The sequence below is a fragment of the Listeria weihenstephanensis genome (assembly GCF_003534205.1).
Classification (GTDB): Bacteria; Bacillota; Bacilli; order Lactobacillales; family Listeriaceae; genus Listeria_A; species Listeria_A weihenstephanensis.
The window spans coordinates 3,073,056-3,097,062 of sequence record NZ_CP011102.1; the positions used below are offsets into that span (position 1 = coordinate 3,073,056).

Annotated in this window: 21 protein-coding genes; 8 read left to right on the forward strand and 13 right to left on the reverse strand. The window is 43.1% G+C overall.

Going from position 1 to position 24,007, the window contains the following annotated elements:
• Positions 1-29: 29 nt before the first annotated feature.
• A complete protein-coding gene (locus UE46_RS14800) occupies positions 30-524 on the reverse strand; it encodes a dual specificity protein phosphatase family protein (protein WP_036060653.1) in 495 nt (164 codons plus the stop codon).
• 290 nt (positions 525-814) lie between these two features.
• Here UE46_RS14800 and UE46_RS14805 point away from each other — a divergent pair, with 290 nt between their 5' ends.
• From UE46_RS14805 to UE46_RS14820, 4 genes are all read left to right on the forward strand, one after another.
• Positions 815-2,323 (forward strand): allantoin transporter, encoded by a 1,509-nt coding sequence (locus UE46_RS14805; RefSeq protein ID WP_077912503.1) that lies wholly within the window; start codon positions 815-817, stop codon positions 2,321-2,323.
• Positions 2,313-3,686, forward strand: a complete 1,374-nt coding sequence (allB, locus tag UE46_RS14810; protein ID WP_036060654.1) for an allantoinase AllB — start codon at positions 2,313-2,315, stop codon at positions 3,684-3,686. Before UE46_RS14805 ends, allB begins: the two co-directional genes overlap by 11 nt.
• A gap of 104 nt (positions 3,687-3,790) precedes the next feature.
• On the forward strand, positions 3,791-4,120 hold the full coding sequence (locus tag UE46_RS14815) for a PadR family transcriptional regulator (RefSeq protein WP_036060655.1): 330 nt from the start codon (positions 3,791-3,793) through the stop codon (positions 4,118-4,120).
• Positions 4,113-4,493 (forward strand): DUF1700 domain-containing protein, encoded by a 381-nt coding sequence (locus UE46_RS14820; RefSeq protein ID WP_036060656.1) that lies wholly within the window; start codon positions 4,113-4,115, stop codon positions 4,491-4,493. The genes UE46_RS14815 and UE46_RS14820 overlap by 8 nt, the downstream gene beginning before the upstream one ends.
• Before the next feature lie 73 nt (positions 4,494-4,566).
• On the opposite strand, the gene UE46_RS14825 is transcribed toward UE46_RS14820, so the two are convergent.
• The 3 genes from UE46_RS14825 to UE46_RS14835 all read right to left on the reverse strand — a co-directional run bounded on the left by UE46_RS14825 (position 4,567) and on the right by UE46_RS14835 (position 12,027).
• Entirely contained in the window at positions 4,567-8,310 is a 3,744-nt protein-coding gene (locus tag UE46_RS14825) for a right-handed parallel beta-helix repeat-containing protein (RefSeq protein ID WP_036060657.1), read from the reverse strand.
• 100 nt (positions 8,311-8,410) lie between these two features.
• Entirely contained in the window at positions 8,411-10,528 is a 2,118-nt protein-coding gene (locus UE46_RS14830; protein ID WP_118907735.1) for a leucine-rich repeat domain-containing protein, read from the reverse strand.
• 287 nt (positions 10,529-10,815) lie between these two features.
• On the reverse strand, positions 10,816-12,027 hold the full coding sequence (locus UE46_RS14835) for a pyridoxal-phosphate-dependent aminotransferase family protein (RefSeq protein WP_036060660.1): 1,212 nt from the start codon (positions 12,025-12,027) through the stop codon (positions 10,816-10,818).
• A 327-nt stretch (positions 12,028-12,354) separates the two neighbouring features.
• On the opposite strand from UE46_RS14835, the gene UE46_RS14840 reads away from it, so the two are divergent.
• Positions 12,355-13,974: a PucR family transcriptional regulator gene (locus tag UE46_RS14840; RefSeq protein ID WP_118907736.1), complete on the forward strand. Its 1,620-nt coding sequence runs from the start codon at positions 12,355-12,357 to the stop codon at positions 13,972-13,974.
• Positions 13,975-14,245: 271 nt separating this feature from the next.
• On the opposite strand, the gene UE46_RS14845 is transcribed toward UE46_RS14840, so the two are convergent.
• The 3 genes from UE46_RS14845 to UE46_RS14855 form a co-directional block, all read right to left on the reverse strand.
• Complete coding sequence (locus tag UE46_RS14845; RefSeq protein ID WP_036060661.1) at positions 14,246-14,575, reverse strand: cyclic-di-AMP receptor; 330 nt, start codon at positions 14,573-14,575, stop codon at positions 14,246-14,248.
• Positions 14,576-14,688: 113 nt separating this feature from the next.
• Positions 14,689-15,315 carry a dTMP kinase gene (tmk, locus tag UE46_RS14850; protein WP_036060662.1) on the reverse strand — a complete coding sequence of 209 codons (627 nt, stop codon included), beginning with the start codon at positions 15,313-15,315 and terminating at the stop codon, positions 14,689-14,691.
• A 68-nt stretch (positions 15,316-15,383) separates the two neighbouring features.
• On the reverse strand, positions 15,384-16,739 hold the full coding sequence (locus tag UE46_RS14855) for an aminotransferase class I/II-fold pyridoxal phosphate-dependent enzyme (protein ID WP_118907832.1): 1,356 nt from the start codon (positions 16,737-16,739) through the stop codon (positions 15,384-15,386).
• 101 nt (positions 16,740-16,840) lie between these two features.
• Here UE46_RS14855 and dhaK point away from each other — a divergent pair, with 101 nt between their 5' ends.
• From dhaK to dhaM, 3 genes are read left to right on the forward strand one after another with little or no spacing between them, the layout of a single operon-like run.
• Positions 16,841-17,833, forward strand: a complete 993-nt coding sequence (dhaK, locus tag UE46_RS14860; RefSeq protein WP_036060663.1) for a dihydroxyacetone kinase subunit DhaK — start codon at positions 16,841-16,843, stop codon at positions 17,831-17,833.
• 11 nt (positions 17,834-17,844) lie between these two features.
• The gene (gene dhaL / locus UE46_RS14865) at positions 17,845-18,441 is read left to right on the forward strand and encodes a dihydroxyacetone kinase subunit DhaL (RefSeq protein ID WP_036060664.1); all 597 of its coding nucleotides are present in this window, start codon (positions 17,845-17,847) and stop codon (positions 18,439-18,441) included.
• On the forward strand, positions 18,442-18,816 hold the full coding sequence (dhaM, locus tag UE46_RS14870; RefSeq protein ID WP_036060665.1) for a dihydroxyacetone kinase phosphoryl donor subunit DhaM: 375 nt from the start codon (positions 18,442-18,444) through the stop codon (positions 18,814-18,816).
• Positions 18,817-18,867: 51 nt separating this feature from the next.
• Here dhaM and rpsN read toward each other — a convergent pair whose 3' ends face one another.
• The 6 genes from rpsN to dnaX form a co-directional block, all read right to left on the reverse strand.
• Positions 18,868-19,137 (reverse strand): 30S ribosomal protein S14, encoded by a 270-nt coding sequence (rpsN, locus tag UE46_RS14875; protein ID WP_036060666.1) that lies wholly within the window; start codon positions 19,135-19,137, stop codon positions 18,868-18,870.
• Positions 19,138-19,423: 286 nt separating this feature from the next.
• Positions 19,424-20,302, reverse strand: coding sequence for an alpha/beta hydrolase (locus tag UE46_RS14880; RefSeq protein WP_118907737.1), 879 nt, complete (start codon positions 20,300-20,302; stop codon positions 19,424-19,426).
• 416 nt (positions 20,303-20,718) lie between these two features.
• On the reverse strand, positions 20,719-20,979 hold the full coding sequence (locus UE46_RS14885; RefSeq protein WP_036060667.1) for a YaaL family protein: 261 nt from the start codon (positions 20,977-20,979) through the stop codon (positions 20,719-20,721).
• Between the two features lie 17 nt (positions 20,980-20,996).
• Entirely contained in the window at positions 20,997-21,593 is a 597-nt protein-coding gene (gene recR, locus UE46_RS14890; protein WP_036060669.1) for a recombination mediator RecR, read from the reverse strand.
• A gap of 259 nt (positions 21,594-21,852) precedes the next feature.
• Positions 21,853-22,170: a YbaB/EbfC family nucleoid-associated protein gene (locus tag UE46_RS14895; protein WP_118907738.1), complete on the reverse strand. Its 318-nt coding sequence runs from the start codon at positions 22,168-22,170 to the stop codon at positions 21,853-21,855.
• 30 nt (positions 22,171-22,200) lie between these two features.
• Entirely contained in the window at positions 22,201-23,934 is a 1,734-nt protein-coding gene (gene dnaX / locus UE46_RS14900) for a DNA polymerase III subunit gamma/tau (RefSeq protein ID WP_036060671.1), read from the reverse strand.
• Between the last annotated feature and the right edge of the window lie 73 nt (positions 23,935-24,007).

Consider the following 24,007-nt stretch of genomic DNA (forward strand, 5'->3'; position numbering starts at 1 on the left):
TTGTGGCGCTACTTTTGCTAAAAAATGTGTTAAAACTCTTCGCCGCGCATAATAGCCAACACGCGGGTATTTGGCAGGTAACGCTTGATTTCCCGCAGCTTGGTGTATGTATCTGGATCATTGGTATATTCAGCGAGTTGCATCGCTACAGCACTACTTCGACTGACGCCTGCATTACAATGTACGACGATTTGGCTGATATCATCAAATTGGTCCACAAAATCATGAATAATTTCGGCGTGCTTTTTGTTAAACAGGATCATGTCATCGGATTCTTTTTTACTCAGTCCCCAATAATCGTCTTCTTCATTGATATCATTGAAATTCACTTCTAAAACGCCTTGATATTTACCGGGATCTTTTAGAGGTGCAAACGCTTTATCTTTATCGGCAATGCGAATCATAATCGGTGTTTTCCCAATCGGATCAAACGAGGTTGCGATCACTTCTGGTAGGGCAATGATGGGCAATGTATACGGATCAAAATCTATTTGACGACGCTTTTCATTAATATAATTAGCCACGGTTATCATGCTCCTTACTTCGAACAAGTTTTACTACCCTTTCATTTTAGCATTTTTTCTTAGATTACCCTAGTGTTATCGCCTTTTTTATGTGCGTTGCTTCACTTTGTCTAAAACGAACAAACAATTTCTAAAGTTTAGATGAAACGCCTAAGGTAATTGATTTCGGAGCATGCTATATTTAGAACACAGAGCTGACACGATTTGTCTCAAGAATATATTTAAAGCGCTTTCTTTTCAAGGTTATTCGCTTATTTTAAGCTTAGAAATTACGATAAAGGAGGATAATTATGGTTCAAGTGAGTGATTCACAGCTAGAGAAGTATAGGTCTCGTGGTTATAGCGATGATTTATTGCCAAAAACAGAGAACAAACGAACATGGGGTACGTTTAACTATTTCACATTGTGGATGGGTTCTGTACATAACGTTCCTAACTATGTGGCGGTTGGAGGGTTTCTGATCCTCGGATTGTCCACGGTTAGCATTATGGCGGCGATTATTGTAAGCGCATTTATTATTGCAGCGGTCATGGTCTTGAATGGTTCGGCTGGTTCGAAATACGGCGTTCCTTTCGCGATGATTTTACGGGCTTCTTATGGGGTTCGTGGTGCGCTTTTCCCTGGTATTTTGCGGGGATGTGTGGCAGCGATTATGTGGTTCGGCTTACAATGTTACGCAGGTTCGCTCGCCTTTCTGATTTTAATCGGTAAAATTTGGCCTGGCTTTTTGGAGATTGGTAGCGGGATTAATATTTTAGGAATCACCGTCCCTGGTTTGATCGCCTTTCTCATTTTCTGGGCAGTGAATGTGGCGATTGGATTTGGTGGTGGCGGCGTTTTGAATAAATTTACCGCGATTTTGAATCCTTGTATTTACATCGTCTTTGGCGGCATGGCGATTTGGGCGATTTATTTAGCTGGTTTCGGCAATATCGTCAGCTATGTTCCCTCTAATGTGCAAACTGGTGGAAACTCGATTTTCCTATTCCTCGTGGTGATTAACGCCGTTGTTGCGGTTTGGGCGGCGCCGGCTGTTAGTGCTTCCGATTTTACGCAAAATGCTAAAAGTTTTAAAGCGCAAGCATCTGGGCAAACGTTCGGGCTTGTGGTAGCGTATATTTTATTCGCTTTGGCTAGTGTTTGTATTTTAGCGGGCGCGAGTATTCATTATGGTACGGAAACTTGGAATGTACTCGATATTGTGCAAAAATGGGATAGCTTGTTTGCATCGATTTTCGCCGTCTTGGTTATTCTGATGACGACGATTTCAACGAATGCGACGGGAAATATTATTCCAGCGGGATATCAGATTGCTGCGATTTTTCCGAAGAAGTTGACGTATAAGCACGGTGTTATGATTGCGAGTATTATTAGTGTCCTGATTTGTCCGTGGAAATTGATGGAGAATCAGGCAAGTATTTATTTATTTCTTGATATTATCGGTGGTATTCTTGGCCCTGTTATCGGCGTAATGTTGGCGCATTATTTCATTATTATGAAGCGTCAGATCAATCTGGATAGCCTCTACACGGAGCCAGGCCACTTTTCTTATTACAAAAATGGTTTTAATTCGCTAGCGTTTGTTGTAACGATTGTTGCCGTGGTTATATCGCTGAGCGGTAAGTTTATCCCTGTCTTGGAGCCAGTTTCCAGACTTTCATGGTTCGTCGGTGTGATCGTAGCTTTTGGCGCGTATGCTCTATTTGCCACGCTACATCGCAAGAAAAATCCATCGTTCTATGATGAAATACCAGAAGTTACGATTAAAAAAATAGGAGTTGAAGGAAATGAGTTATGATTTAATTATCAAAAATGGTACAGTGATTTTGGACACAGAAGCGGTAGTGACAGATGTGGCGGTAATGAATGGAAAAATCGTGGCAATCGGCGCTGATCTAGGCGAGGCGAAGAAGGTCATCGATGCTAGCGGTTTGGTGGTTTCTCCTGGTATGGTTGATGCGCATGTGCATATTTCTGAGCCAGGTCGTACAGAATGGGAAGGCTATGAAACAGGGACAAAAGCTGCTGCAAAAGGTGGCGTAACGTCATTCATCGAGATGCCGCTCAATCAACTACCGGCAACAATTGATCGTGAATCTCTAAATCTTAAATTTGATGCTGCAAAAGGGAAACTTAGCGTGGATGTAGCGCTTTTTGGAGGCCTTGTTCCACACAACTTGGATCGTCTTCATGAGTTAAACGAAGATGGCGTCGCGGCTTATAAATGCTTCCTTGCAACGTGTGGCTTTGATGGTGTCGATAATGATTTCCGTAATGTTGATGATTATTCATTCTTTGTTGGTATGCAAAAAATCGCGAAGATGGGCAAAATTTTAGCAATCCATGCTGAAAATGCGCTGATCTGCGATGAATTAGGTAAAGTGGCACAAGCAGAAGGCAAAACATCGGCGAAAGATTATGTGGCATCACGCCCTGTTTTCACAGAAGTTGAAGCAGTGCGGCGCGCCATCTATCTTGCTAAAGTTGCTGGTTGTCAGATTCATATCTGTCATTTGAGTACTCCAGAAGGCGTCGAAGAAGTAACTCGTGCACGTAATGAAGGTCAGAAAGTGACATGTGAATCTTGTACGCATTATTTCGCGATTGATGAGGAGCAGTTTGAAGAGATTGGTAGCCTAGCTAAATGTGCCCCACCGTTACGCGATAAAGCGAATCAAGATCGGCTTTGGGAGAAACTTTTTGCGGGTGAAATTGATTTCGTAACTTCGGATCACTCGCCTTGCCCTCCAGATATGAAAATTGGCAATGCGTTTACAGCTTGGGGCGGGATTTCTGGATTGCAAAATAATGTGGATATCATGTTTGATGAAGCGGTTCAAAAACGTGGTATGGCATTGACTCAATTCGCGAAACTGATTGCCTCAAACCCAGCGGATCTTTATAAACTAGCGGATAAAGGACATATCGCGATTGGCAAAGATGCCGATTTCGCATTGATTCAGCCAAATGCCCCGTACACGCTTGCCGCTGAGGACTTGGAGTACCGTCATAAAGTTAGCCCGTACATCGGTCGCACAATCGGCGCACAAGTCGTGGCAACGGTACTACGCGGTTCCGTGATTTATGACAAGGAACACGGTGTTCGTGATACACATGAAGGCTCGTTCGTTCTACAAAACGCAAAAGAAACCGTTCAATAAAGTTTTTTCAGCAGGCTCTGTGTATTTTCGCAGAGCCTGTTTTATTTTTCGCGTGTTGCTGTTATACTTGTAGTAGCTAAATTATGATTTATTGGAGGCCGAATATGAGCGTAACTACGCAGTTTCGAAAAGGTGCGCTAGACATGTGTGTGCTTTACATTTTGCAGACGGATGATTTTTATGGCTATGATTTAACACAACAAATAAAAAAACATATACCTATCACGGAAAGTACGTTGTATCCACTTTTGCGTCGGCTTGTGAAAGATGGTTATTGCGCGACGTATACAGTAGAATCACCAACTGGGCCACAACGGAAATACTATCATATCACGCATCAAGGTCGGATTTTTTTGAAAGAGACATTACAAGAATGGGATGAATTCACGGCAAGTATCGCAGCTTTACGAAAGGAGATCAAACCAAATGAATAGAACCGATTTTTTTGAAACGTTGCATCATGGTCTGCGTTCTCTCCCTGAAGACGAGCGTGCCAGTATTATCAAAGATTTGGACGAACACATCGCGGTAAGTTTGGAGAACGGGATTTCGGAAGTCGATGCCATTGCTTTGCTAGGAGACCCTACTGATATCATCGATCAATATGTGCAGGAAGCTGTTGTGGTTCCTAAGCGCGTGCAACAACCCATTATTCAAAAATCGATGCCACAACCAGATCCACCTCAGGTTCAGGTGGAAACGAAAACAGATAAACCCGCCAACAAGCAGATTTCTCCGTTTAAAATCGTGCTGATTGCAGGTATGTGTTTTATTATATTGATGCTGCTTTTGGATGCATTGGATTAAAAATAGCAACTTGGATTCATGTTGAAAAATCCAAGTTGCTATTTTTATTTGGTATTATAACATTGCTATACGCTTATTTAATCACAGGTATTGATACGCGACGCATCTCCACATACGCCTTATCCAGACCAATGATTTCCACTTTATTAGTCGTCGCAGAAATGAAATTGTTCGCATAGGTCACTTTATATTTATTCGTTACGCGATCAATCGTCGCTTGTTGTTTGACCACAGCATTCACTGAAAAACGCACATAAGCTATATCTTTCCCACACGCCCCTGCAATTTCTTTCGTCCCTAATTTATAATTTGCTGGCGCGGTTAATGTCGCTTGTAAGGCTGGTTTGACGACAACTGGGGTTATAACTTGTACTTTTTTCGTTGCGTCTAATCCTCTCACTTCCACTTTACTCGCTGTTGCAATACCATATTTTCGCATCTCCATAAAACTATATTTTCCAACCTGATTCGCTATGTTCGTTGCCTGTCCTTTATTCACACCGTTGACCCACAATTGAACTGTTACGATATCTTTACCGTACGTGCCCAACAATTGCGGATATTCTACAGGATAGGTCTCTACTTTCAAATCATAATCCTTCCATACCGTCACCGCGACAGGGATTCGTTTTCGCTCGACAAACGCGCCATCCACGCCCTGCACTTCGACTTTCAGTGTTGCGTTCGTTATATGTTGCGCAGCATTCTCAAAACGATAACTTCCATCAGTACTAAGCGTCGCACTGGTCTTGTTCACACCATTCACACATAGACGTACCCCTTGAATATCTTTACCAAAAGTTCCTGTTAATATCTTGCTTTGATTAATTACAAAAGAGCTAGTCGTTAAACTGTAATCTTTCGGTGCATTCACACGTACTAACAGCCGCACCCGTTCTTGATAAACCTTGTTTACACCCACAATTTCCACTATATCATTCACCGTTTTAATAAAAGTCGATGCTTTTGCAAAGGTATAATTTCCATTTCCATCTGTCGCTGCTTGCTCGACAACCTCACCATTCACCCATAAACGAACTTTGAACACGCTATCACTATACGTCCCAGCGAACGTAGCGGTTTCTCCAATCGTATAGTCCTGCGCTGTCACTTGGAAGAGGCTACTCATAATAACTGGAATGCGACTTGCCTCTTGCCCCCACTCATTTCTCCCGACGATTTCTACCTCTTTAGACACACTAGTTAGAAGTATTGTTGTATCTTTTAAGGTGTAGTTACCATTCCCATCCATAGGTATATCAAGCATTTCTTTTCCATCTATCCATAATGATACCCCTGCAATAGAATGACCGTGCGTGCCTGTTAAAGCGCGTTCAGGATAGGCAATCACATATGTTACGACCGTCATACCATAATCTAGATATTGGATCTCTATCTCCTGACATATTTCATCGTCCACACCTTTTCCACGAAGAATAAACGTATCTTCCCAGCGAATATTTTTGGCGGCAAGCCCCGTGACTTGGAAGGTATTAATCCCTGTAATTGTGACTGGTACCTCGATATTTCTAATCACCGCAGAAACCACTCGGATGTCTCGCCCAAACGTACCCGTAATCTGGTCCGTTCCTAATGTATAATCGCTTCCTGTCAATGTATAATCGAGAGGTGCCTCCAATACACGCACGGGTAATCGATATCGTTCCACACCTTGGCGATCTATCGCAATCAGTTCCAGAATATCGCCTGGGCTAATCATCATATCTTCCACAGAGATCGCATACCGACCGGTTCCATCCAGCGTTGCATTTTTTGTCATGCCAGTTGTTTGTAGCTTGATGGCGTAGATCTCAGTACCGTATGTCCCGGTAATCTGCGTATCGTGAATTGTATAATCCGTATCCGTTGTGATAGATACGTCTGAAAGGAACGTAATCGCCACTTGTTCCACTTGATTTCCACGAATATCCTTCCCAATGAAAGAGTATGTTGCTGTTCTCTCCACCAGTTTAGTGGCGATATTTGAGAAAAGAAAGGTGCCTTGACTATTAACGCTAGCTTCATCGATTTTCACATTCCCCTTATGTAACTCGACTGTACAAATGGGTAGAAAACACTGACTTTGATAATCTTGACTTGGCGTTACATCATCGTAAACCACTTTTTCTACAAATAATGATTTATGCAGCACCTCAATTCGTTCATTCAAAACAGTTTCGAAAGCGGTTTCTTTTTTGTGCGTAGTTAATCTATTATTGTTGACCGCCACATGCTTAATGACGGTATCTCCTATATTTTCAGGGCTCGCCACAAGCAACAAATCCGGTTGCGCCCATTTCTCTGGGTAATAACCTTCCAACGGCTGATGATAAATCCGATTATTATGCAAAACGACCTCTTCTGACATAACAGTACGCCCATTTTCTTCCCCTAATCGAATCGTCATAAAGCGTGGTTTCGTTGTGAATGAGCTCACCACACCAGTTTGCCCACTTCCGTTTATAATCCCTTTCATATAGAAATCATTATCCAAAATTTCTAAACCAATGCCTCGCGTGTGAGTCACACTCGTTCCATCATCATTACGCTCCACATTGTTCCGCTTTTTCACTGTGATAGTCCGTAATGGAAGACGAATTTCACCTTCTAATTCGAGCATATTTTCTGTCACGACTACATCGGATACTTCTCCAATAGCCTTCTCAGTTGGATTCTTGGATACTTCACGCTGTGCGGCGAAAAGGAAGCCAAAAATATGGACACTTCGAACTTTCGCTGTATTTCCTTGTAACCGAACATTGCTGGCACCGCTGAGTCGGTAGGGTAGATACAGGGTGTGAGGGGTTGTAGGTAGTGGCCTGTTCTTCCTTGTGTTTACATCTACCGGATTAACCGCTGTATTCCCGTGTAATGCAATAATATTAGGATTACACGGATTTTCTTTCGGAACAGCATTGTTCACACGTTCAACCTCATCCCAGCCCGCCGTAACGTGATTCCCTGTAATAACTAGTTCTGTGTTATTTGGTCCATAACTATCTATACCACCGTCGAACATCTCCGTGCTATTTTTAGGATCATTGACAGAATAGTAATGGTAAACGCCATACCGTTGCATCCAATCGGTCACTTTATTGTTTATCACACTCACTTTTTCGTTACCTCGGTATATTTGGATGCCTGCACGCCCTGTATTGGTAGTCTGATTCCCCTCCAGAATAACATCGTGGCAAAATTCCAGCGAAATACCGCTTAAATAACCTATGTTTTTTATATCACAATCTATCACACGTAAATTTTCAATTCCACCAAAATTAAAGCCGTTTTTCCCAACGCTTTTTCCATCTACTTCTACGTTACGAATAGAGATGTTTCGCATTCCTTTGTATGGCGTATAATTTCCTACGTATGGGCCAGTGATGGTTAGTAGTGATGGGGATGCTAGGAAATTGAGTTTAGTGTAGTCGAGGGTCAAACTGATACCTTCATTTCCTGCTTTTATCATGAATTCAAATCTAACATCTTGAATACATACATCATGGAGATAATTCGGATTTTCCGACGTTGGTAAATTACTAAATCCAGCTTCTCCATCTGTACCTAAGCCAAAAATAAATATTGCTTTTTCTTTAGTCGGGTTAAGCTTAGAATCCATTGTCGTTTGAATCGTTGCTTTAGAAATGAGGCGAAGTGACCCTTTAACAAAGTAGGTTCCTGGTAATACCTCGATAAGAATATCCTCTCCTGTTGCTTCCAACGCTTGTATGCGCGTATTCCATAATTGTTGATTATCGGTAGCATATCCTTCCACGTAGTTGTCACGATTAATCAGTTCAATCATTTCTTTAATTGCCATTTCTTCTTCCTCCATCTCATTCTCTTATTTTTTGCTCATTCATTTCTTCTTCCTACTTTATTTGAGAGCACAGTCGTCATAGCGACTGTGCTGAACTCACCTAATTTTTCTTTCTTCGTACTAGATATACCGTAGCACCTAAGACACTGAATACTCCTGAATACCACATAAATAAATTTCTACTATCACCTGTAAATGGTAATTTAACTGTCGTGCTTCCTGATGATTTGGATATGTCGGGACCTGCTGTTGTACTAGGCGTACTAGGTTTTTCCGAATCCTCCTCTATTGGTTTCACTGTAATCGGTACAATAGGAGTCACAGGACGTCCTGGAAATGGAGGTTTTATTGGATTTATTGGCTTCACTGGGGGCACAATAATGCTTGGTATTTCCTTCTCCCATGTCGCATATAACACCAAATTCTCTAGAGTATCATAACTTTCTCCTGACAAATAGCTGATTCCCGAACCATCCGCCGCCGTATTCCAAGCTATAAATGTATATCCTTTTCGTTGCATGTCCTCTCCATGCGCAATCAAAACGGGTGAATTATCTATACTGAAAGGGGTTACTTCAGGTAATTTACTCGTCGCATCTGCTCCATTTCCTTCATAGGTTACTGTATAAACAGATTTCTTCCAGTTTGAATGCAAAATTAGTGATTCATTTGGCATCGTATCTTGTTCGAAATTCCATAATCGTGAAGAAACGCCTTCCCCCACAAACCAACCTAAAAAATCATACCCTAATTTTGTCGGATTTGTTGGTTCTACTACACTTTCTCCCGGAAATATACTCTGAGTTGGTGTTTGTGATGATGCTTCATCGGAATCAAAAGTAACTGTCTGATTCAAAACAAAGGTATAAGATACAAATACCGTTCCTGAAAAGCGCTCCGTGCTATCAACAAAAGAGAAATCGACTTTCTCTGCTCCCGTTAACTCATTAAAAACCACTTGATTCTTCATGGCATCATAATAACTTGGAACATTAGGGTGAGACCATGGTTTGATATTGGTTACACTCATGTTCCTGTCATCTATAATTGGATTATGAACTTTCAGCATCCCCTCTTGGTTCGAGTACTGCATAGGGAGTGTTATATATTGACTTTGTATATTCAGATTCTGCCGTTCTTCAAATCGTGCTACATTACTTATATTTGTAATCTCATTATTCTGCACCCATATTTCCACATTATCTGGCAATACATTGACAAAACTAGCATCAGTGAGTTTATTTGCACCAACACCTAAGTATTTCAGCTTATTGAGACTTGTTAGCGAGCCTACAGATGTAATCTGGTTTATCCCTACTTCTAGTCTTTCCAGTGATGTCACTGCCGCTAAGGGCATCATATCCGTTATCTGATTCCTTAATAGCTCCAAAGTTCGTAACTTCGGCAATCCACTCAAAGGCGTCACGTCCTGTATCTGATTATCCTCCATCTGCAAATAATCCAACTTCACAAGACCTTTCAATGGTGTTACATCCTCAATCTTGTTCTTATTCAGCGTGACATGCTCTAATTGCGATAATTCTTTCATAAAATCCAGCGTTGTTATTTGATTTTTGTCACCCAATAGCCATGTTAATTTCGTCAAATCTCCTATCGGTGAGAAGTCAGTTGTTTGGATATTTTGAAAATCCAAAAAAATTAGTTCTGGTACTTCTTTTAAAAGGCTTAGATCTTGAATAGCATTATTTCTGATATCGAGATATTCTAATTTCGGAAGATACTTCAAAAAATCGAGCGAAGTTATCCCACAGCCATCTAAATCCAAACCGTATAACCCTGGTATTTTCTCTAAAGAACTCAGATCAGTAATACCTGTACTCCCACTAAAATCAATTGACTCCAAATTAGGTAAATTCTCAATCCCTTCAAAATCTATATTACTATCTGCCAAAATACGCAACCCAGTGATAGTCGATAATTTCTCATAACTCACATCCCATGACGTATAGGAATCTAGTGCCTGTGCAGCCGCAAGAGCAAGCCGGAAATCTGCAGGAAACCACTCTCTAAAAGATTTTTTTTCGGATGGGTCGGGGGTTGTTAACTTCTCTGCGTTTACTTTTTTAGATTCGGATGTTTCTAGCAATTCTCCTGTTAGCGCTTCCTTATCTTCTCCAAAAACGGAAAGCGGCGCTACTACCAATGCCAGTGTTAAACTGCACATTGTGATTTTCAGCCATTTGTGATTTTTGTTCATTCCTTCACTCCTCTTTACTACTTTTCTATCTATTTCCAATTATATTAGAGTGAAATTCGCTACACAATAGCAAAAATGGCTGATATTGGATATAACGGCTTTAAATCCCTTTTTTATTTAGAATGTGATTTTATTTACCTATGCTATTGAATTAAACTGCTTTATACGATCATTTTAAATATGTCTAAAGAATGTACGATATAGGCTGTAAGTTAGCGCTTAGGTTAAAGATTTATGACTACATAATAAAAATCCCTACTCTCGCAAGCAGGGATTCTTCATCGTATTTAATTCTCGCTATAAAATTTCAACGCGGCTTGTGCTGCTTCGCCTTTTGCGATTTTGCCGCCGTGGAATGTGATCGAGGCTTCTAGAGCGTTCAGTGTATGCAGAACATTCTCTTTGCGGCTGCTAAAGCCCATGTTTCCGATGCGCCAAATCTTGCCAGCAAGGAAACCGAATGAACTCGCGATTTCGACGCCGTAATGGTGCAGTAATGTCGCACGAACGGCTTCTCCGTCAACGCCTTCTGGGATATTCACGCAGGTTACGGTCGGCATTTTCGTCGCCATATCGCCGAATAGCGTTAAGCCCATTGCATTCAAACCGGTCATCATTGCTTTTTCGTGCTTGCGGTGACGGGCAAAACGGTTTTCCAGGCCTTCTTCGTGAACGATTCTTAAGCCCTCACGTAGCGCATAAATCATCGTTGTCATTTCTGTGTGGTGATTGATATGCTTTGGTCCCCAGTACTGCTGAATTTGGCTGAGGTCTAAGTAGTTACTCGAAATGAAGCGGTCGTTTCGGATGTCTTTTGTTAATCCGAGTTCGACTTGGTAACGGGATGCGAGGATTTTCTCGACTTTTGCGTTGTAGGTTACTGGTGCCATTCCTGTTGGGACGCTGAGGCATTTCTGGGTTCCAGCAACGGCAATGTCCACTCCCCACGCGTCTGTTTGGAAGTCTGCACCGGTAAATGTAGCTACGGCATCAACCATGAATAGGACGTCGTTTTCTTTACAAAATAGGCCGATTTCTTTTAGGTCTTGCATTTGGCCCGTGGATGTTTCACCGTGAACCATGATCAACATTTTTGGATTGTAGGCTTTGATTTCGTCGATAACTGCTTTAGGTTCGAAAACGGTGCCCCATTCTTGCTCGATGATTTTGACTTCTGCTCCTGCGCGCTGGGCTAGTTCTGCCATTAAGTAGCCAAAACGGCCAAATGATGGGACAAGTACTTTGTCGCCAGGTTCGATAATCCCACAAACGGCTGCTTCAAGTCCCGCGCGGGCAGTGCCATCAACGGCGAGCGCCCACTCGTTTTCTGTTTGGAAAGGCATTTTTAAAAGGTTCGTTACGTCGTTCATCATTGCGAAAAATTCTGGATCGTATTGTCCTAAAATTGGTGTGCTCATTGCTCGCAACACGCGTGGTTCGGCTTCTACTGGGCCGGGAGTCATAATTGTTCGAATCGATGCTTGTAATTCTTTTACCATAATAGGTTCCTCCTCCATGATTGAAAAAGAGCGGCCGATCGTTTATGTATATTTATTCACAACATTACTTGGGAATTCATCATACACTCTCCATTGACCGACCGCCACAATAGCTATGCTTCTAATTTTATTTTAAGATAATTCCAAACAGGAAACATTAGTCATAAAGCATGAAAAGGCGATGTTGTTTTGTTCATAGTAGACAACGTTATTGGACGACAAATGTTGCCTGGATATAGTACAATGATAGGGAGTACAGTAGTTTTTATCGAACGTTAAACTTTGGTGTGGTGCGCTTTCGTGCCTGCCAAACAAGGGGGTTTTTCTATGACAACAATGTCTGAACTACTATTAACGCCACGATTTTCTAATATTGAAGTGATAAATGCCGAGGCTGATTTGGAGAATTTGGTGGATACGATTGAGATATCGGAAACGCCTGATATTGTCGCTTATTTGCCTAAAAATACGTTTTTGCTCACGACTGCGATGGCTTTTCAGGATGATCCAGAGGCGCTTTGTAAATTGATTGAAGATTTGCATCGTTTGCCTGCTGCAGGGCTCGGGATTAAGTTGGGGCGTTTTATTGATACGCTTGATCCGATGGTGATCGCGACGGCGAACCGCTTGAAGTTCCCGATTTTGAAGATTCCGCTGACGGTGACGCTGGGCACGATTTCGCATCAATTATTATCTTATATTTGGGACCATCAGACGGAGAAATTCCATTATGCGATTGATATTCAACAGAAGTTTTCAAAAATGATGATCAAGGGTGCGTCTCTTCAGTCGTTGATTCAGAATTTGGGTGGTATTTTGAAGCGGCCGGTGGTGCTCATTAATCCGTTTTTGGAGGTTGTGGCGAGTACGCAGCATTTTAAACAGCCGAGTTATGCCACAACGCTTGATGATATTCATGAGAAATTAAAAAAAACGCCGGAGCTTTCGAGTGAAATGACGTTTTTGTTGGAAGATGATACGTTGTTGATTTCGGTTTTCCCAGTGAAAGTGACGACGTATTATCCGTATTTCCTGGTGATTTTGAAGGCGGATCAGATTCCGTATCCGTTCTCGCAGCTCGCGATTGAGCAGGCGAACACGATTATTTCGTTTACGATTTATAAGAATCAGAAGTTGGCGGAGAGTAATCGGACGTTGCGCGGTAAATTTTTTACAAAGTTGTTGGAAAAAGGTGAGGATGATGCGGAATATACGCGGAACTTGCTGGATTATGGGAAAAGTTATGGGCTGTTGCCTTCTGATTATTATCGGTGTTTAGTCGCTGGGATTGATGAGAGTTCGATGGCGCTGAAGAATTTGACGTTGCAGGAAGAGGTTTATTCGCTGACGTACGAGTGGTTGGAGCGGGAATTGCACCGGAATTTTGAGAGCGCTTTGATTTTTCCGCACCCGACGGAGGATAAGTTTATTATTTTGTTGCAGCAGCATGAAGCGGACTTGAAAGAACGGCTGGTGGCGATTCAGACGGCGCTTGATCGGTTGTTCCCGATTTCGATTTCTTTTGCGGCGGGCAATGAGGTGTATGAGACGGCTTCGATTCATTATTCTTATATGGAGGCTGTGGATACGTATCGGCAAAGCGAGAAGGATCACTATCATTCGTTTGTGCATTTTTATGAGTCGAAGGGAATTATGGAGTTGATGCAGTTTATTCCGGTGGAGCAGATTCAGCATTTTTGTTTGTTCACGTTGAAGACGCTGGCCTACCCGCAAAATGAGATGCATCAGGAGTTGCGGCGGACGTTGCAGGTGTATTTGAGTTGTCAATGTGAGATTACGGAGACGGCGAAACAGCTTTATATTCATCGGAATACGGTGAAGTATAGGATTGCGAAATGTGCGGCGTTGCTCGATCATCCGATTACGCATGCGGATTTTTCGCTGAAGTTGCGGTTGGCGTTGTTGTTGTCGGATAAAAAAGGTTGAGCTAGGAATTTCTAGCTCAACCTTTTTTGATATTCAGCGCCAACAGCCAGCGTCTTTTGCTGAATTAGAGCTTTGTTTTTTATTGAAGTTCTGGAATTTAGAGAAGGTATGGTCTCGGATTCTGGTATTAGTTTATGCTCAGCGCCTTCGGATCTAGCTTCAACAGCCAGCCTCTCGGAATTTTCGGTGCCTCCGCAAAAAACAAAAAAGGTTTTTCACTACGCCCCCTAACAAATTCTGTCGAGGCTAACGGGCTGTTTCCGCTCTTCAGTCAGAACTGCTCAAATTGCTCCACCGGCATTACAAACACTGTCGCGCCGCCAACTTGGACTTCGATTGGGTATGGAACGTACGTGTCTACGGTTACGCCAAGTGAGGCTGAGGGGCTCATGATTTGTTCGCGTGCCTTGCAATTGTTACGGATAATATCGAGTGCAGCTTTTACTTGGTCATCTTCTACTCCGATAATAAATGTCGTGTTTCCTGCTTTTAAAAATCCTCCGGTTGAAGCTAGTTTCGTTGCGCGGAAATTGGCATCTGTTAGCGCGTCGGATAGGCGGTTGCTGTCTTGGTCTTGAACGATTGCATAAATTAGTTTCATGTCTTACATCCCCTTATACATGTTTTTTCTTTATTATATCAGAAAATTTTAGAAAGCTTTACTAATAAAACCTCGTTGGCGAAGCGTTTTTTCTACATATATAACACTTGATGTTAGCTTATTTTTGCTTGGATTCGCTCGAAAATATCTGCGACGATTTCTTCAATGGTTCGCGTGGCATCAATGATTTCAATACGTTCTGGGAACATGTCGCGAACGGTCTCATAGCCAGCTTGTACTTTGTTATGGAATGTCACATCTTCCATGTCTAAACGGTTGACTTCACGGCCTTTGTTCGCGGCTATCCTTGCCAAACCGACGTCTGCTGGAACATCTAGATAAAACGTTACATCTGGCATTGTATCTTCCACGGCAAACTGATTTATTTTCAAAACTTCGTCAATCCCGATATCGCGTCCAACACCTTGATAGGCAAGTGAACTATCGATAAAGCGATCGCACAAAACTACATTTCCTTCTGCCAATGCTGGGCGGATAAGTTCTACGACGTGCTGCCGTCTCGCGCCTGCAATGAGTAAAGCTTCGGTTTTTGCGTCCATTCTGCTGTCGAGATCGTTCAGGAAAATTTCTCGTACGACATCTGAAATCTTGCTGCCTCCGGGTTCTCTTGTTTTTACAAACTGGATTCCTGCTTCTTCTAAACGCTCTGCTAAACGTGTGCCGACCGTTGTTTTTCCCGATCCGTCTGGACCTTCTAACGTGATAAAAATACCGCTCATTTTTGTTACCATCCTTATTCGTTTTCTTAGTTCTAAGCATACCATGAACTGGCGCAAAACGCTTATATTTATATGAAAATTTTCAGCTTGTCTTTGTGGAGCTTTTCACCGCCTTGGTAGTGGTGTTTTTTAACTGACAAAAGTATTTCGATATGGGCTGTTGTTATTTTTTCACCGATTAAAATAATTGGGATTCCCGGGGGATAGGGAATGACCATTTCCGCTGCTGTTTTGCCGATTGCATTTTCGAGTGTTTCAAAACGGGTTGGGCGAGTTATGTCGCGAGCTGAAATTTTTGTGATTAAGTTCGGTGCTGGTAATTCGACAAAGTCATTAGCATCAAAGCTTAACGAGACTTTGGGTGGTAGAAATTCCATGCCATTTTTGATTAGAGGCAATATTAATAATACATTATTGGCATCGGCGAGCTCTGGAAAATATCCAATCTGTTCGAAGATTTCTTGTAGCGCGAAGCCTGATAAACCGTCTTTGCGAACGATGAATTTTAGTGGATCATCGGGCGTGATGACGGTGAGCTCGTTTTCGCGTAACCACTGAAGCCAATCTGCTCGCATTTTTTGAAACGCTTCGGCATCTTTTTCCGTGTAATTGGCCACGTAATGACGCGCGTAATCGAGTGAGGCCATGATTAAATAGGACGGGCTGCTTGATTGCAACATTTGCAGATAGCGCGGGATCTCGGCTAATTCGTCGCGCCATTTTGGTATATGTAAATAGGATCCCATCGTTAAGGCTGGTAGGGTTTTATGCGCGGAATGGACGACAACATCAGCGCCGAGCTCGATTGCTGAGGCTGGGAATAATGACTTGTCCGCTTCAAAATGAGCTCCGTGCGCCTCGTCCACGAGTACGAGTGCGCCAAATTCTCGGCATGTCGCGATGCAAGTTGCGAGGTCAAAACCAAAACCGTAGTAGCTTGGATAGGTAAACACGACGGCGCGAATTGTCTCCATTTGCAAGGCTTCGCGTAGTAGCGCGGCTTCGATACCGTTCGCCGTCCCTGTCTGTGATTCCTTTTGCGTCGCCAAATAAATCGCGTGGACGCCCGCCAAATCTAGCGCGTGCATTACTGATTTATGGCAATCACGCGAGACTATGACCGTATCGCCGCGCTTACAAGTTCCTAGAATCATCGCCAAATTGCCGACAGTGGACCCGTTCACTAACATGTAACTTTGATCAGAATCGTAACACGTCGCGAGTAACTGTTGTGCCTCAAGAATCGCGCCTTCTGGGTGGTGCAGATCGTCCAACCCTGAAACCTCGGTCAAATCATGACGCAAAACCTCGCGATATTTTTCGGGGAACAGCAATCCATTTTTATGACCGGGAACATGTAGCGAACGGTTTCCCGCGTGGTTCCGCAAAGCATCTACTACCGGCATCTTTTTTTGCATGCTAATCTCTCCAATCTTCTTCCCATACATTGTATCATAACGTTTAACCTCCCACCATCAAGGGAATTTTATATATAGAAACTAAAATCAAGGAGGAGATATTTCAAATGAAAAAAATTCTAAATGAAGTAGATCAAGCCGTGGAGCAAATGGTGGAAGGTCTCGTCAAAACGCATGGCGATCTTATTTATCGGGTGGAGGGCACGCGCGTGATTGCTCGTAACGATGTGCGTCCTTTAAAAGTCGGCCTCGTTAGCGGCGGCGGTTCTGGTCACGAGCCTGCGCATGCGGGTTATGTTGGTCGTGGGATGCTTAGCGCCGCTGTTTGTGGTGACGTTTTCACATCGCCAACTCCGGATCAAATTTTAGAAGGTATTAAAGCGGCTGACCAAGGAAAAGGCGTTCTCCTGATCGTGAAAAATTATACGGGTGATGTGATGAATTTCGAAATGGCGGCGGAACTTGCGGAGGCGGAAGATATTGAAGTCGCGTCGGTCCTCGTCAATGATGATATCGCCGTAGAGGATAGCTCGTTTACCACTGGGCGACGTGGCGTGGCAGGAACTGTTCTGGTTCACAAAATCGTTGGCGCAGCAGCAGAGGCCGGTGCATCCCTCCCTGAGCTCCAAGCGCTTGGTGAAAAAGTCGTGGCTTCTGTCAAAACGATTGGCGCGGCTTTGTCTGCTGGAACTGTTCCCGAAGTTGGGCATCGTGGCTTTGAGCTTCCTGAAGATGAGATTGAAGTTGGCGTTGGGATTCACGGTGAGCCTGGATCTAGTCGCGAAAAAGTGATGACTTCGCATGAACTCGCAAATTTACTTTTTGCACGGATTAACGCAGAACTGAGACTTGGCACGGAGGATAAGATCGTCGTCCTCGTCAATGGGATGGGCGCGACGCCACTTATGGAGCAGTATATTTTCACAAACGATGTGCATAATGTCGTCGCGGCGCACGGTATTCCGATTGCCAAAACGATGGTTGGTGACTTCATGACATCGCTTGATATGAGCGGATTATCCTTGACAGTTTTAAAATTAACGGATGAAAAATGGCTGAATATGTTGAACTTCCCGGTCGAAACTAGCGCGTGGAAATAGGAGGAATGACGATGACTTATAATAATAAATGGGCGATAAAGTGGCTGACTGATTTTAGTGATAGCGTTATTGAGAATAAGCAATTATTGAGCGATTTGGATCAGGCGATTGGCGACGGTGATCATGGTATTAATATGGCGCGTGGCCTCACGGAGCTCAAAAAAGCGCTTGCTGAGAAGGAACCTGAGAGTGTGAAAGATGCATTCAAAACGGCGGGCATGACGATTCTTAGCAAGGTTGGCGGCGCATCTGGTCCGCTATATGGTAGTGCTTTTCTTGCGATGAGTAAGGCTGTGGAAACCGATCCACTGAGCGAAACGGATCTGATCGAAGCACTTGAAGCAGGGCTGGCTGGCATCGAACACCGCGGCAAATCTCATGCTGGCGAAAAAACGATGATCGACGTATGGGAGCCTGTGATTAACGCACTGCGCCAAGATGATCTGACGAGCGATGTCATCGAAGCGGCCCTTCAAAAAACGAAAGACTTGAAAGCAACAAAAGGCCGTGCCGCATATCTTGGCGATCGTTCTGTCGGCCATCTTGATCCTGGCGCCTACTCATCCGCGCTACTTTTCCGCGCTTTCCTTGCACAGGAGGACAAATAAATGACGAAAAAATATGGTATCGTGATCATCTCCCATTCCGCTGATGTTGCGTACGGTGTTCACCAAATCATCAAAGAAGTCGCGCAGGACGTTGCGATCACGCATGCTGGTGGAACTGATGATGGGGAAATTGGTACGAGTTTTGAGAAAGTAAGTATCGCTTTTGAGACGAATGAAGCTGATCATATCTATGCTTTTTACGATCTTGGTAGCGCAAAAATGAATATCGAAACGGTGATGGAAATCTCGGATAAGGAAATTCTTCTGTTTGATGTTCCGATTTTGGAAGGTGCCTACGTAACCGCAGCTCAGCTCCAAATGGACGAAAGCATCGACGTGATTAACGCGAATTTAAAAACGATTATTGTAAAATAAAAAATGGCGCGAACTACTCTAATTTTCAGTAGTCTGCGCCATTTTTCTTGTTCACCAGCTTGCTTTTTTCACGCCGGGTATCTGTCCTTTATGAGCATATTCGCGAAATGTAATCCGTGACATTCCAAACTTACGCATGTAAGCTCTAGGTCTGCCATCAATCAAATCACGATTCTTATAGCGATTGGGGTTCGAATCTTTTGGTAGTTTACTTAAGGCTTCTATATTTCCGCTGGCCTTTAATTCACTTCGTAATTCCGCGTATTGCGCAATTAGTTGGCGTTGTTTTGCAGCTTTTGCTATTTTGGATTTCTTAGCCATTTACTTTCCTCCTCGATATAAATAGTAATCATTACGATTTAATAAGTATACGCCTACTATTTCGATAAAGCAAGTTTAGGATATCAAAAAAACACAGACGAACCTACAACTAGCACTTGCAGGCCCATCTGTGTGGGATGATGGCACTCTAAGCAAGCCGCACACATAAGCTTACTTATAGAGCCAATATTAATTCTATCCTATTTCTAGGATTTAGTCAAATGATTTATCAGAAAATACTTTCTTATTCAAATTAACTATTTTAATACTCTAATCAACTTATTTCTTAGTTTGTATTCTCAATAAATGCTTTTATTTCTTGATCGACGCCAATATTAGCATGAAGCCAACTATGTTGTGCGAATCTCCCCGTAAAAAGTACTTCTCGATAGTCATTTTTGTTAAATAGGAAAGCGGCACTTTTGGCACTATCAACAGCTACCGGGCCATCACTTCGGCTACCGTCATCAAGATCTCCAACGATATTTAGAACCTCGAGATCTGACGGAATTTTCGCCTGTCGTTTCATCATTTCTTGAAAGTACACGGATTCCTTTTTCGGACCGGTTTTAGTTAGATCATAAGCTGTTTTGCCGTCGCTCGACACGACAGAACCATTAAACGGAGTACCTATAGCAGTAAATGTAGTCACTTTTGGATAACTATTCGATTTATAATTATATTTCTGTAGATAATTAACAAACGTGAGGCCACCATAAGAATGCGCGACAACATCTACTTTTTCGATACCGTACTTTGTTTTTAGTAGGTCCATCGCTTTGGCGAACCACGCTGCATTATCAGGAATAATCGAACGTGGATTTTCAAAATTAACGCGAATCATCGGTCGCTTCATCGCCCTATCGTACACACCCGAAGCCTCTACATCTCCATTTTCGCGGACAAGCAATGTTAAAGATCGCGTTGCAAAATCGCTGAAACTATAACGAACGGTCGTTGTGAAAAAGGTCCAATTCGAGCCGTCGTATCCGTGAATGAAGACAATCGGTTCGTCATCGGTGTTTGCTTTCGTTTCGATTTTTAGCGCATGTGCCGCGTGGAAACCGATCGGATCAAGCAAAGTCGTTCTGAATCCCGCGAATAAAAGCATTGCTATCACTAGAACAGCGATGATAACCCCGGTCCACCTACGCTTTTTCTTCATTCCCCTTCACCCCTTTTTAAGCATAGCAACGAGTCCAAGACAAACTCGAGACAAGGAAAAACCGCCCAGCCATTTACTTCGGGTAGGACGAAAAATTTTGCTTTACACAAATCGAGCGAAAGCGTTTGTATTTAGGGGATTTGGTGGAAGCCGGAAGCGGAGTGTACGACTTGTACATGATGACTGAAAACAGAGAGGGAGTTGTATCCCCGACCATGTGAGAAGTTAAGCGAAACTGCTCTTGTGCAGCAGAACCTTAAAGAAGTAGCACTATCTCCTTGTTCCACAAACCCCGAATGACCGCCCATTCGCGTTGCTCATAGGCATATTGGGGCTGTACCTCATGTTATTTCGAACAGCCCCAACAATGCGAGCGCTTGTCGCCGATTTATCTGGGTTATGTCCCAGACTATTACTTATTTCGGCGAGTTTGTTATGTTACGATGCCTTGCTTCGCGAAAAAGGTAAAAATATTTGGCTTCTGCTTTCTTTAATTCATATTCTGTTTCTGTATTATAACCGAAACTTTTCCGCGCAATATTCTTGTGCTGATTCCACTTTTCTTGTGTTACCTCAATCAATTCAAGTAAATACGCATCATATGATTTATGCAGTTTTCCAATCTTTTGTTTCTTTTTACGTGAAGTTTTTGCTTTTTTGTCACTTCTGGATTCCATTTTCGCTCACCTCATTTTTAAATTTCGCGTCGCCCTTCAAGCGCTTTGGACAACGTTACTTCATCTGCATATTCTAAATCGCCACCGACTGGAAGACCATGCGCAATTCGCGTCACTTTAATTCCTGATGGTTTCAGCAATCTTGAGATATACATTGCGGTCGCTTCGCCTTCTACGTTTGGATTCGTCGCTAAAACGACTTCTTGAATCGTGTCATCTTGCAGGCGTTTCAGCAAATCAGGAATATTAATATCCTCAGGTCCAATCCCATCCATCGGTGAAATCGTACCGTGAAGTACGTGATATAAGCCGCGGAAATCACGCATTTTTTCCATTGCAATGACGTCTTTCGCTTCTTGCACGACGCAAATAATACTGCGGTCACGCGACATATCCGTACAAATATAACACGGATCTTTATCTGTAATATGCCCACAAACTGAGCAAAAACTCAAGTTACGTTTCGCATCCACGAGCGCTTTCGCAAAATCTAGTACATCTTCTTCTTTCATGTCCAACGTAAAAAAAGCCAGCCGCGCCGCCGTTTTCGGTCCGATCCCTGGCAATTTCATAAAGCTGTCCATTAGTTTCGTTATCGGCTCTGGATAATGCATCTGGGGATTCCTCCTTACCTCGGGTAAATCGGCGGCAAGCGCTCGCATTCAGGGAGTTTGGCGGACTTCCGGTTCTCATGTACAATCGTACACGCAGCTCTCCGGCTTCCACCAAACTCCCTGAATACAAACGCTTTCGCTCGATTTGGTGCATTGCGAAGTATTCGTCCTACATCAAAAATATGGCACGTTCTTAGGCCAGCTCATTGTTTTCTTTAGGTCAAATACTTTTAATGCACATTTTTCATCTAATTTTTAATTACATTCCAGGTAGGTTCATTCCCTGAGTGAATTGGCCCATTGTGGAGGCTGTTGTGTCTTCTACTTGTTTTAGGGCGTCGTTTGTTGCTGCTAAAACAAGGTCTTGTAGCATTTCGATGTCTTCTGGATCTACTACTTCTTCTTTCACGATTACGTCTGTTACTAGGCGTTTCCCTGTCATTTCAACGGTTACCATGCCGCCGCCTGCTGTTCCTGTGAATGTTCTTAATTCTAGTTCTGCTTGTGCTTTCGCCATTTCTTTTTGCATTTTTTGCATTTGTTTCATCATACCTTGCATATTTCCCATTCCACGCATTATAAATCTCCTCTTTCTTATCTTAGTTTTTTATTCTTTAATTTCAAGCAAGCCTTCTCCAACTAGTTTCGCAGCTTCACTGATAATCGGATCTTCCGCGGGTTCTGCTGGTTTTTGACCACCGTCTTCCGCTTCTGTGTTATCCGCATTTTTCAGGAAGTTCTCGCGGATTTCGCCCCATTGGTCTTCGGGAATGCCGATGAAGGAATAATTATTCTTCGTCAGCCGCGAAATGCCGTTCGTTACTGTTTCTACAAAATTGGGATTGTCCATCGCCATTTGACAATGAATCTCATGCTTAAATTTTAACACAAAAGTGTCGCTAGAGGCAGCTACAGGCTCTGCTTCGTTTAAAAGTGCGGCTTGCGAGGCCATTAGCATCGAAATTAGGTCGCTCCAACAGCTACGAATTAACTGTAAATCTTGTTTTTTCGCGGCGCTTAGCACGGAATTAATGCGGCCAACTGGTGCTTTAAATTGCTTATTTCCTGAGATCGCTTGTTTTTTACGTGGAGCGGCGATTTGAGCGCTTGCTCCATTTGATGCTGTCGCGCCGTTTGCGATCTGGCGTTTCAAGTCGTTTAGTTCTTGTTCGAGACGTTCCACTTTGTTTACAAGTTCGGCAACATCTTGACTTGGTGCCGTCGTGGCGCTTGATGTGGCAACGACTGGTGCACCTCCGCCAACTTGAATCAGTTGTACAAGAGCCACCTCAATGTAGATTCCTGGATGATTAGAAAAGCGCATCTGCTGTCCTGCATCGTTTAAAATCGTTACATATTGATAAATTTTATTCGCATCGGCCGACGTCGCTAGTGTTTGAAATGCTTCGTCAATGACCGCGCGCTCCATAGCATCCGTTAAATCTGGTGCCTTTTGGAATAGCAACACATCGCGGAAAAAGACGAGCAGATCTTCTACTAAGCGAACTGGATCTTTCCCTTCTGCGAGTAAACCTGATAACTTTTCTAACGCCATTTTTGCATCGGAATTGATGACTGCTTGAACCAGTTCGGTGAGCATTCCTTGCGCTACAGAACCAGTGATTTCGAGTGCATCCGCAACGGTAACTTCTTGTGTCCCGTACGATATAACTTGGTCGAGCAAGCTAAGCGCATCCCGCATCCCGCCTTCTGCTGCGCGGGCCACGATATCGAGTGCCTTTGGATCATAGCCGATTTTTTCTTCGTCTAAAATGAATGCCAACCGACCGATAATGTCTTGCGTTGTGATTCGCTTAAAATCAAATCGCTGTACGCGCGAAATAATGGTCAGCGGTAATTTATGTGGTTCGGTTGTCGCCAAAATAAAGATGACATGCTTCGGCGGTTCTTCTAACGTTTTTAAGAGCGCGTTGAAAGCTCCTGTTGAAAGCATGTGCACTTCATCGATAATATACACTTTATATTTGGCGATCGTTGGTGCGTATTTGACCTTTTCACGGATATCGCGAATTTCTTCAACACCGTTGTTCGATGCCGCATCGATTTCGAGAACATCAGGGATTGATCCGTCTGTTGTACCTTGGCAAATTTCGCAATTATTACACGGTTCGCCGTCCACGCTATTCGGACAGTTTATCGCCTTAGCAAAAATTTTCGCAGCACTCGTTTTCCCCGTTCCACGAGGTCCAGAGAAAAGGTAAGCATGCGATGTTTTATTTTGAACGATTGCGTTTTTTAATGTTCGTGTTACGTGTTCTTGTCCCACCACATCTTGAAAGCTTTGTGGTCTAAAGACGCGGTATAGTGCCTGATATGCCATACTAACTCCTTTCTCAGCGGAGCGCGCAAGTACTCATTTTCGTCGTTAAAGGCTCCGTTCCGATGCTCGTGTA